This window comes from Streptomyces sp. NPDC004065 (assembly GCF_044903565.1).
GTDB lineage: Bacteria > Actinomycetota > Actinomycetes > Streptomycetales > Streptomycetaceae > Streptomyces.
In genome coordinates, this window is record NZ_JBJDQT010000024.1 from 126427 (window position 1) to 136569 (window position 10143).

Below are 10143 nucleotides of genomic sequence, written 5' to 3' on the forward strand. Positions count from 1 at the left end.
GTCGCCGCGTGCTCCCGCTGCCGCGCCCTCGGGTGCGGCCGGCCCGGTAGGCGGGCGGCGGGGCGGCGAGTCGGCCGCCCACCTACCCGGGGCCGGCCGAGGGTCCGTCGGCGCCTCGGGCAGCGGCCCGGGGCCGGGGGGCCGGACGCCCGCGTTCCCCGACCGGTCACCGGTCACCGATCCGTACCCGCCGGAGCCGCGCCGGAGGGGCGGCTCCCCCACCCGGCCGGGCGGCCCGCGTCAGCCGCCCAGTGCCGCCAGCACCACCTGCTTGGCCTCGTCCTGCACCTGGCGCAGGTGGTCGGGGCCCCGGAAGGACTCCGCGTAGATCTTGTAGACGTCCTCCGTGCCCGAGGGGCGGGCCGCGAACCAGGCGTTCTCGGTGGCGACCTTGATGCCGCCGATGGACGCGCCGTTGCCCGGCGCCTCGGTCAGGATCGCGGTGACCGGCTCACCGGCGAGGGTGTCGGCGGTGACCTGGGCCGGGGACAGCTTCGCCAGGCGGGCCTTCTCCTCGCGGGTGGCGGGCGCGTCGATGCGGGCGTAGGCGGGTTCGCCGAAGCGCTCGGTGAGCGTCGCGTAGTGCTCGGACGGGGTCCGGTCGGTGACCGCGGTGATCTCGGAGGCGAGCAGGGCCAGGATGATCCCGTCCTTGTCGGTGGTCCACACCGAGCCGTCCCGGCGCAGGAAGGACGCCCCGGCGGACTCCTCCCCGCCGAAGCCGAGCGAGCCGTCGACCAGCCCGTCCACGAACCACTTGAAGCCCACGGGCACCTCCACCAGCCGGCGGCCCAGGTCGGCGGCGACCCGGTCGATCATCCCGGACGACACCAGGGTCTTGCCCACACCGGCCTCGGCCGGCCACTGGGTGCGGTGGGCGTACAGGTAGGAGATGGCGGTGGCCAGATAGTGGTTGGGGTTCATCAGGCCGGCGTCCGGGGTGACGATGCCGTGCCGGTCGGCGTCGGCGTCGTTGCCCGTCGCGATCCGGAACCGGTCGCGCTGCTCGATGAGCGAGGCCATCGCGTACGGCGAGGAGCAGTCCATGCGGATCCTGCCGTCCCAGTCCAGCGTCATGAACCGCCAGGTGGGGTCGGTGAGCGGATTGACGACGGTCAGGTCGAGGCGGTGCTGCTCGGCGATGCGGCCCCAGTACGCCACGGAGGCCCCGCCCAGCGGGTCGGCGCCGATCCGTACGCCCGCCGACCGGATCGCGTCCAGGTCCAGCACGCTCGGCAGGTCGGAGACATACGAGGTGAGGAAGTCGTGGCGGCCGGTGCCGGGTGCGGCGAGCGCCCGGGCGTAGGGGATGCGGCGCACGTCCTTCAGGCCGCCCGCGATGATCTCGTTGGCCCGGTCCTGGATCCAGGAGGTGGCGTCCGAGCCCGCGGGGCCGCCGCTGGGCGGGTTGTACTTGAAGCCGCCGTCGGTGGGCGGGTTGTGCGACGGGGTGACGACCACGCCGTCGGCGAGGCCGGAGGCGCGGCCGCGGTTGTGGGTGAGGATGGCGTGCGAGACCGCCGGGGTCGGGGTGTAGCCGTCCTCGGCGTCGATGAGCACCGTGACGTCGTTGGCGGCGAACACCTCCAGGGCGGTGACTCTGGCCGGCTCGGACAGGGCGTGGGTGTCCGCGCCGAGGAACAGCGGGCCGTCGGTGCCCTGCTGTGCCCGGTACTCGCAGATGGCCTGGCTGGTCGCCGCGATGTGGTCCTCGTTGAACGCGGTCGCCAGGGACGATCCGCGGTGTCCCGACGTCCCGAAGGCCACCCGCTGGCCCGGCTCGGCCGGGTCGGGGTGCAGGGCGTAGTACGCCGTCACCAGCCGGGCCACGTCGACCAGGTCCTCGGCTGCGGCCGGCCGGCCCGCTCGCTCGTGCTGCATGGCACCCACTCCTCCACATCGGTCGTGCGTCCGCTCGCGATCTATCTTCCCCCTTCCGACGGCGCAAGCCCCGAACCGGACGGCGAAGCACGCCGATCAATCGGACGGCAGGCGGGCCGCACCCGGGCCGGGTGAGCCGACGGGCCGAGGCCCCCGGTGCGGCGTACCGGACGTGGATGGCCCACCGGTGGGGGCCGCTCGGTCAGGACGGTTCCACCGCCGACACCGCGGTGGCGGTCACCTTGTTGTCGCACTCGGCGAACAGGCCGTCGTCCAGGGCGACCTGGTGCCGGCCGGCGCCGGACAGGCCGACCACCAAGGTGGGGTACGCGACGGGCGTCGCGCCGGACGCGCAGTAGCCGTCCGCCTCGCCCTGGACCTGCACGAAGGTGAGTTTGAGCCAGGCCGTCGCGCCCGGGGCAAGACGCACCGGGCGGGCTGCGCCCGCCCGGGTCACGGTCAGCGGCACGCCGTGCTGCGGGGAACCATTGCCGGCCCCGGCGACCGTCGGATGCCCCCGCAGCACGCAGGTCCGCCCGGAGACGTTGGTGAACGCGACGACGGCCGCCCCGGTACCGGTGCCGGCCGGGCGGTCGGCCGCCTGACGCGCGGACGCCCTGAGCTGGGTGGCCGCGCAGACCGGCGCCGGCCCGCCGGGCCGGGCGGAGGACGGGGAGGCGGCCGTGTCCGGCGCCGTCGCGCCGGGCGTACCGGACGGGGCGGACGAGCCGGAAGGGCCGGACGGGCCGGACGGCGGGCGGGACGAGGCCGGCGCGCCGTGCGTCGGAGTCCCGTGCGTCGGAGTCCCGTGCGTCGGAGTCCCGTGCGTCGGGATTCCGTGCGTCGGGATTCCGTGCGTCGCCGGAAGGCCGTGCGCCGGGGCGCCGTGGGCCGGGTCGCCGGGCGAGGTCGCCGCGGGCGGCGTACCGCCCGCGGACGGTCCGGTGCCCGCCACGTCGGCGCCGGGCCGGCAGGCGGCCACCGACAGCGCGGCCGAGACGGCGGCCACCGCCACCGCGGCCGAACGGAACGAGCGGATCCTGATCGCGTACTGCATGACGTCCCCCGAGTCGTGACACACGCCGGCCGTTCGCCGGCACTACCGCCCGTGGAGACAGGGCCGCGGCCCGCCGGGTTCCCGGGCCGGCCGCTTGATACGCGGCGGTGACAAGAGCGGTCGCCGAACTGTCGTCCGACGCCCCTTTCCGATCATCACGGGTCACCTGTGGAGAGCGTCCGCGGAGGCGGCGGTCGCATGCCTACGGTGCGGTCAACCGGGCGGGGACGGCACCAGCCGGCGGCCCGCCGCAACCGACGATCAAAGGGGAGGCGCTGTGGCGAGCGTGGAAGTATCGCTGAAGGAAATGATGACCGCGGTGGAGGGAGCGCTGGGGGCGGCGGTGGTCGACTACACCAGCGGCATGGCCCTGGGCACCCTCGGCGGGGGCAAGGACCTCGACCTGACCATCGCGGCGGCCGGGAACACCGACGTCATCCGGGCCAAGGTGCGCACCATGGAGCAGCTGGGACTCAAGACGCAGATCGAGGACATCCTGATCACGCTGGAGAACCAGTACCACCTGATCCGCCTGGTCACCGGCCGCAACGGCAACGGCCTGTTCCTCTACCTGGTCCTGGACAAGAGCCGCTCGAACCTGGCGATGGCCCGCCACCAGCTCAAGCGGGTCGAGGAACAGATCGAGATCTAGGACCGTCCCGCCGTTCCGGGCCGACGTGCGCCCACGATGTGAAGACTTCTTCAAGTCACCACATCAGCAAGATCCCAAGTCGTGGATGCGAGCGGGTCCGGGCGGCGAGGATCGGCGGGGCAGGACACCACCGCGGCGGCACCTCGGCGAGGTGCCGCCGTGACCCGCACGACCATTCCCGACGCGGCAGGGAGCGAGCACCCATGCAGGTCCCCCTCTACCAGGCCAAGGCGGAGTTCTTCCGCATGCTGGGCCACCCCGTACGGATCAGGGTCCTGGAGCTGCTGCAGCACGGTCCCGTGCCGGTGCGGGACCTGCTCGCGGACATCGAGATCGAGCCGTCCAGCCTCTCGCAGCAGCTGGCCGTGCTCAGACGCTCCGGCATCGTGGTGTCGATCCGCGAGGGCTCGACGGTCCGCTACGCCCTCGCCGGCGGGGACGTCGCCGAGCTGCTGCGGGCCGCCCGCCGCATCCTCACCGAACTGCTCGCCGGGCAGAACGAACTGCTCGCCGAGCTGAGGCAGACCGAATCCCCCCGGCCGCCGGTCCCCACCAGCAGCCGGGGCTGAGCGCACGCCGTCCCCACCTCCTCCGCGGCCGGCGCGCCCGCCCGCACCTCGTCCTCGGCCGGTGCGCCCGCCCGCAGCCCGCCCGCAGCCCGCCCGCAGCCGGTGCGCCCGCCCGCACCTCGTCCTCGGCCGGTCGGCCGGCGCGCGCCGTGCGGACGTGCGCGATGATCCGGCCGCGGCGGGGTATCGGGACGGCACGGACAGCCCGACCCCACGCCGAGGAGTAAGCGCGGATGACCGACGACGCCTACCTGTTCCTGCTGGACGACACCACCGCCGCCCTCGGCGTGCCGCCGGCCGCGCTCGGCGAGCTGTCGTGCATGGAGACCCCGGCGGTACGGGCCTGGCTCGACGCCCAGGGCGCCACCGCCGCTTCGCCCCGGCTGCGGCTGCTGCCGCCCGAGCGGTCCCGGGCCGTTCCCGGGGGCGCGGAGCGGCTGCCGGTTCCGCTGAGCGAGGAGGAGCTGGCCCGGCTGCGCCGGCACAGCGCCCCGGAGTCCACCGCACGTCTCGAGGAGGAGCTGCTGGCCTACCGGGACTGCGCCGGGGAGCGCGACGCGCTGCTCGGCCGCGCCCTGGCCGCCGGCATTCCCCTGGACCGCATCGCCCGGCTGACCGGCGAGGACCCGGCGGTGGTGGCCCGGGCCGCCGTGTGAGGACGGCCCTGTCCGGGCCGGCACACCCCGGCCGGCCGCCCGGGGGGACACGCGCGGCGCCCGGCCGGCACACGCACGGCGACCGGCCCGGCCCGCGTGAGCGGGGCCGGGCCGGTCGGCCGGAGCCGGGTCGCGGCACGGGCGTCCCGGGTCCGGACTCCGACGGCAGCGCGGGGCGGGCGTCCCGGGTCCGGACTCCGACGGCAGCGCGGGGCGGGCGTCCGGACGGGTGCCACCTGGGCGCACCTGCCGAGTCGCGCTCCCCGCCGGGCCGGTCAATCATGGGCCTGCCGGGTCCCCGCGCCCCCGACCGCGCGGGAGCCGACGACCGGGCCGCCGAGCCATGGGGGCTTCCGGCGGCCGGACCACCGAGCGGACACGGCCGCCGGCGGCCGGGCCGCAGGGCGGGACGGTGACCGAGCGACCGCGCGACGAAGGAGTCCGAGGAATCGTGATGCCCATCTGTCCCCCACCGCGTGCACGCGGCACGCGCACCCGTCACCTCCTCGCCGTCGCGCTGTGCGCCGTGGCCGCAGCGGCGCTGACCGGGTGCGGCGACGGCGGCGCGGGCGGCGGGTCCTCGCCCCGCCCGACGCCCACCCCGCCGGACACCGCGTCGTTCTCGGGCACGCCTCCGTCCGCGCTGGCCTCCTCGGCGGCCTCCGCCGCCTCCTCCGCGCGCGCGTCGGCCTCGGCGGCGGCGTCCTCCGCGGCGGCCCGCGCCTCGGAGTTCGAGGCGTCGGTGTCCGCCGACACCGCCCGGGCGGCCGCCGAGGCGCAGAAGCAGCTGGAGAAGGTCTCCGGCCGTGGCAACGCGCTCGGCGAGGTGGCCATGAAGGGGCTGCCCAAGGACCGGACGGGCGGGGTGCAGGCGGTGCTGGTCACCATCACCAACAAGACGGACCGGAAGGCGTCGTACGCCGTGCAGGTCGACTTCAAGGCCCCGGACGGCCATGTGGTGGAGACCCGCTACGTGGGCGCGCAGGGCCTGGAGCCCGGGCACACCGCGCAGCCCATCGCGTTCAGCCGGGCGCCGGCCCAGCCGCAGCTGACCCCGGTGCTCGCCAAGGCGCAGCGCTACTGACGACGGAACGCTTCCGCATGCGGGAGCCCGGGCCGAGGCGGCTTCGGCTCCGGTCCCGGGCTCCCCTGTTTGCCTCGATATAAGCGCGCAGCCGCGGCCCGCGGGCGGGCGGCGGCTGCGCGCGCGGGCGGGCGGGCGGCGCGCGCTGCGGCCCCGGCCGGCCCCCCGTGGCGGCCTCCGGTCAGCCGCCCAGTACCCGGCGCTTCTGGGCCTGGAACTCCTCCTCCGAGAGCACCCCCTGGGCCTTCAGCTCGCCCAGCTCCTTCAGCTGGTCGATCTTGCTCGTCATCTCGTCGGAGGTGGAGGGGGGCGCCGCGGGCGCGGGTTGTGCCGCCGGCTGCTGGGCGTACTCCTGCGGCGCCGCCTCCTGCCGGCCGGCGTCCTGCTGCGCCCAGCGTCCCGCCTGGCGCCGCGATACGCGGTTGGACACCGCGGTCGCGGTACCGGCGACCACCGCCGTGCGCGCCACACCTCGAAGAAGTCCGGGCATGTCTCTCATCTCCCTGCTGGGTGCGGAGGGCCGGGCGGCGCGGCACCGGCCCGTGCTGCGGTACACGCCGGGGCGTCACGCGGCCGCGGAGCCTCCCGGTCCGGTCGTGCCCTCGGCGGCGTCCAGGGAGGCCAGCAGGGCCTGGACGGGAATGCGGCCGCCCGCGACGAGCTGGGCGCCGCTGCGGCGCAGCTCCCGGGCCAGTGGCGCGGCCCATACGTTCTCGTACACCAGGACAGCGGCGGAGTTGCCGGGTTCCAGTGCGGCGCCGGCCTCCTCGAGGTCGCTCTGGTCCAGCAGGCCGGAGGAGGCGCCCTCGAACACCGACAGATCGATCTCGTCGCCGAGGTCGGAGAGTTCCAGTGCGACTACCGACCCGTCCGTGTCCTTGCGGACGAAGGTCAGGTCGATGATCCGGATGATCCCACGCTCCACCAGGTCGACCAGGAGGGGGAAGCCCTCGCCGGTCATGCGGTTGCCGGGGAACTCGATGACCAGGTAGTCGACGGGCCCCATGTCTTCCACGTCCGTCATGGCCGTGCCTCCCGGAGGTGACGGGAACCGGGGCCCGGGACGTCCCCGCCCGGGCGCCGAGCCCGTGGCTCGGGGGGCGGTGACCTGGCCCCTCCCCGCCCATTGCAACACGTGGTCCAGGGGGCCGCACGTCCGGCCGGACGGGGAGCCCCGGAGCCGTTCTTGACTTCGAGCGCACTTCAGCTTCTAGCGTCGGGGTACGCCGCACGGGCACGGCCGGGGCGCACTCCGCGCCGGAACGGCCGGGCGGCCGGGCGGGCGCCTCAGCGCCCGCGCACGGCGCCACGATCGGGCGTTTGCCGTGCGGGGACGCCGATACGGGGAAACCGGGGCCGAATGGACGACGAAGCCATGGCGCCCCGGCCGCGGCGGGCGGGTCACGGCGGGCGCGCCCCGCCGCGCCGTGCCGCGCCGTGGGCGAGCGAGGACCGGAAAACGTGCAGGAAAGGCTGGAACGCACATGAAACAGCGCAGGCTGCGGGACCTCCAGGTGTCGGCCATAGGGCTCGGCGCCATGGGGATGTCCGCCTTCTACGGCTCCACCGACGAGCAGGAGGGCATCGACACCATCCGGCGGGCCCTGGAGCTGGGCATCGACTTCATCGACACGGCGCAGCTGTACGGGCCGCTCACCAACGAGATGCTCGTCGGCCGCGCGATCAGGGGCCACCGGGACGAGTACGTCATCGCCACCAAGTTCAACTACCGCATGGACGACGCCGTTCCCGGCGACATCAGCACGATCGGGCGGCAGGACGGCTCCGCGGAGCATGTGCGCAGCTCGGTGCATGGTTCGCTGGAGCGGCTCGGCACCGACTACATCGACCTGTACTACCAGCACCGCGTCGATCCGCAGGTGCCGATCGAGGAGACGGTGGGCGCCCTGGCGGAGCTGGTCGCGGAGGGAAAGGTGCGGCACATCGGGCTGAGCGAGGCGGCTCCGGAGACCATCCGGCGCGCCCACGCGGTGCACCCGGTCACGGCCGTGCAGTCGGAGTACTCGCTGTGGACGCGGGACCCGGAGGCGGAGGTGCTGCCCACGTGCCGTGAACTCGGCATCGGGTTCGTGCCCTACTCGCCGCTGGGCCGCGGCTTCCTGGCGGGCCGGTTCTCCTCCCCCGACGAACTCGACGAGGGCGACTTCCGGCGCAGCGGGCCGCGCTTCACCGGCGACAATCTCCGCGCCAACCTCGCGCTGGCCGCGAAGGTCAAGGAGATCGCCGCGGAGAAGGGGGTCACGCCGGCGCAGCTGGCGATCGCCTGGGTGCTGGCCCAGGGCGAGGACCTGGTCCCGATCCCGGGCACCAAGCGCCGTACGTACCTGGAGCAGAACGCGGCCGCGGTCGACGTGGAGCTCACCAAGGAGGACCTGGCCCGCATCGACGCCGAGCTGCCGCCGGTCGCCGGGGAGCGCTACGACGAGGCGGGCATGCGTTCACTGAACCGCTAGGGCGGTCCTGACGGTACGGGCGGCCGGGGCCCGCCAGGGCGCTCCTGACCGTGCGGGCCCGGCCGGTCCGGCGCCCAGCCCGCACGGGGGGGGGCAACGGGGGTCTTCGGGCGGTTCCGGTCAGCGCTGGGAGAGCATCCCTTCGCGCAGCCGGGCCAGTGTGCGCGAGAGCAGGCGGGAGACGTGCATCTGCGAGACGCCGAGGCGCTCGCCGATCTGCGCCTGGGTCAGCTCCTCCACGAACCGCATGTGGATGATCCGCCGGTCCCGGTCGCCGAGCTCGGCGATCATCGGGGCGAGGGCGTGGAAGTCCTCGACCAGTTCCAGCGCCGCGTCGTCGGAGCCGATGAAGTCGGCGAGGACGGTCTCACCGTCCTCGCTGTTGCTCAGCGCGGCGTCCAGGGAGGAGGAGTTGTAGCCGTTGGCGGCGAGCCGGGCCTCGATGACCTCTTCCTCGGACAGGCTCATCAGCTCCGACAGTTCCCTCACGGTCGGGGTGCGGCCCAGGCGGCTGCGCAGTTCCTCCGTCGCCTTGGCCAGCTCCACGCGCGCCTCCTGGAGCCGGCGCGGCACGTGCACGGCCCATGAGGTGTCGCGGAAGAACCGCTTGATCTCGCCCACGATGTAGGGGATGGCGAAGGAGGTGAACTCCACTTCCCGGGTCAGCTCGAACCGGTCGATCGCCTTGATCAGTCCGATCATGCCGACCTGGACGATGTCCTCCATCTCCTCCGGGCCGCGGCTGCGGAAGCGGGCCGCCGCGTACCGGACGAGGGACATGTTCATCTCGATCAGCGTGTTGCGCGCGTAGCTGTACTCGGGCGTGCCCTCCTCCAGCGTCGTCAGCCGGTCGAAGAACAGCCGGGACAGCTCGCGGGCGTCCCGGGGCGCGATCCGAGACGGGTCGGTGACCTCCGGCAGCGGAGCCGTACCGGTCTCCGTCGCGGGCGCCGTGGTCGTTGCCGTCATCGTGTGTCCTCCCGGATCAGCCTGTGGCCTGCCTGCCCGATACGGACCGGCACTGCCGCGTCTACCCGGGTTCGCCGCGCCCATGCGCACCGATGTTCCGCCGGGTGCGGACAGGCGGTCTCAGGGCTGGTTGCGGGAACCGGACCGCAGGCCGACCATGCGCCAGATCCGGATCTCGCGCACGAGCCCGGGAAACTCCTTGATCAGCGCGGCGACCCCCAGCCCGCCGATTGCCAGGGCCTGCAGCGCGAGCACTTGCCTGCCCGTCATCCCCGGGCGCGCCCTGCCCGGGCCGCTGCCGTCCAGGCGCGCCGCGCGCATCGCCTGCGTCGCGCGCATCGCACGTGCCGCCTTCACGCCGCGCCGCGTGCCCCGCGAGCGCGCAAGGCGCTCAAGGCGCTGGACGCGCTGCATGCGCTGGAGGCGCTGCAGGCGCGTCGTGGGCTTTCCGCACTTCATCCGTTCCATGCTCGTGCCAGCCTTTCGTGGGTCGTCGTGATCGCTCAGCCGGGCGAGATGTTCGGCATGGTCTTCATGATCGCGTCGTGCTTCTTCCAGTGGATGCCGGTGGAGCGGCGCGCGTCCGAGGTGCCGTCCTCGTGGTGGCCCGTCTGCCGCTGGTGGGGGCCTTCGTTGCCCTCGTGCAGTCCGGAGACGTGCGTCGGGGTGTCCGGCCTCACGTCGGGTTTGCCGACCCGGATGTTGTTCATGGTGTGCCTGGTGTCAGGCATGGGGTGCTCCGTAGGTGGGGGTGTGGTGGGTGGTGAGGGTTTTGCCGTTGCCGAGGTACATGTGGACGCC

12 protein-coding genes are annotated in these 10143 nt (G+C 74.3%); 5 read left to right on the forward strand and 7 right to left on the reverse strand.

The genetic code is table 11. The features are described from left to right. Positions 1–240: 240 nt before the first annotated feature. Both pgm and ACI2LW_RS24115 read right to left on the reverse strand, forming a co-directional pair. Positions 241–1881, reverse strand: a complete 1641-nt coding sequence (pgm, locus tag ACI2LW_RS24110) for a phosphoglucomutase (alpha-D-glucose-1,6-bisphosphate-dependent) (protein WP_404733302.1) — start codon at positions 1879–1881, stop codon at positions 241–243. Positions 1882–2083: 202 nt separating this feature from the next. Further along, complete coding sequence (locus tag ACI2LW_RS24115; RefSeq protein ID WP_404733303.1) at positions 2084–2938, reverse strand: DUF4232 domain-containing protein; 855 nt, start codon at positions 2936–2938, stop codon at positions 2084–2086. A 277-nt stretch (positions 2939–3215) separates the two neighbouring features. Here ACI2LW_RS24115 and ACI2LW_RS24120 point away from each other — a divergent pair, with 277 nt between their 5' ends. The 4 genes from ACI2LW_RS24120 (at position 3216) to ACI2LW_RS24135 (ending at position 5899) form a co-directional block, all read left to right on the forward strand. After that, a complete protein-coding gene (locus ACI2LW_RS24120) occupies positions 3216–3590 on the forward strand; it encodes a hypothetical protein (protein WP_404733304.1) in 375 nt (124 codons plus the stop codon). Positions 3591–3793: 203 nt separating this feature from the next. Further along, positions 3794–4159, forward strand: coding sequence for an ArsR/SmtB family transcription factor (locus tag ACI2LW_RS24125; protein WP_404733305.1), 366 nt, complete (start codon positions 3794–3796; stop codon positions 4157–4159). Positions 4160–4392: 233 nt separating this feature from the next. After that, positions 4393–4815, forward strand: coding sequence for a DUF6003 family protein (locus ACI2LW_RS24130; RefSeq protein ID WP_404733306.1), 423 nt, complete (start codon positions 4393–4395; stop codon positions 4813–4815). A 454-nt stretch (positions 4816–5269) separates the two neighbouring features. Further along, positions 5270–5899, forward strand: a complete 630-nt coding sequence (locus ACI2LW_RS24135) for a hypothetical protein (RefSeq protein WP_404733307.1) — start codon at positions 5270–5272, stop codon at positions 5897–5899. Between the two features lie 181 nt (positions 5900–6080). On the opposite strand, the gene ACI2LW_RS24140 is transcribed toward ACI2LW_RS24135, so the two are convergent. Continuing rightward, complete coding sequence (locus tag ACI2LW_RS24140; RefSeq protein ID WP_404733308.1) at positions 6081–6389, reverse strand: SHOCT domain-containing protein; 309 nt, start codon at positions 6387–6389, stop codon at positions 6081–6083. A 75-nt stretch (positions 6390–6464) separates the two neighbouring features. Beyond that, positions 6465–6923, reverse strand: a complete 459-nt coding sequence (locus ACI2LW_RS24145) for a DUF6325 family protein (RefSeq protein WP_404733309.1) — start codon at positions 6921–6923, stop codon at positions 6465–6467. Between the two features lie 460 nt (positions 6924–7383). Here ACI2LW_RS24145 and ACI2LW_RS24150 point away from each other — a divergent pair, with 460 nt between their 5' ends. Next, the gene (locus ACI2LW_RS24150) at positions 7384–8373 is read left to right on the forward strand and encodes an aldo/keto reductase (protein WP_404733310.1); all 990 of its coding nucleotides are present in this window, start codon (positions 7384–7386) and stop codon (positions 8371–8373) included. A gap of 120 nt (positions 8374–8493) precedes the next feature. Here the strand turns inward: ACI2LW_RS24150 and ACI2LW_RS24155 are convergent, their stop codons facing one another. The 3 genes from ACI2LW_RS24155 to ACI2LW_RS24165 all read right to left on the reverse strand — a co-directional run bounded on the left by ACI2LW_RS24155 (position 8494) and on the right by ACI2LW_RS24165 (position 10052). Next, positions 8494–9342, reverse strand: coding sequence for an RNA polymerase sigma factor SigF (locus tag ACI2LW_RS24155; protein WP_404733311.1), 849 nt, complete (start codon positions 9340–9342; stop codon positions 8494–8496). 120 nt (positions 9343–9462) lie between these two features. Continuing rightward, positions 9463–9810, reverse strand: a complete 348-nt coding sequence (locus ACI2LW_RS24160) for a hypothetical protein (protein WP_404733312.1) — start codon at positions 9808–9810, stop codon at positions 9463–9465. Positions 9811–9845: 35 nt separating this feature from the next. Next, positions 9846–10052, reverse strand: coding sequence for a hypothetical protein (locus ACI2LW_RS24165; RefSeq protein WP_404733315.1), 207 nt, complete (start codon positions 10050–10052; stop codon positions 9846–9848). Between the last annotated feature and the right edge of the window lie 91 nt (positions 10053–10143).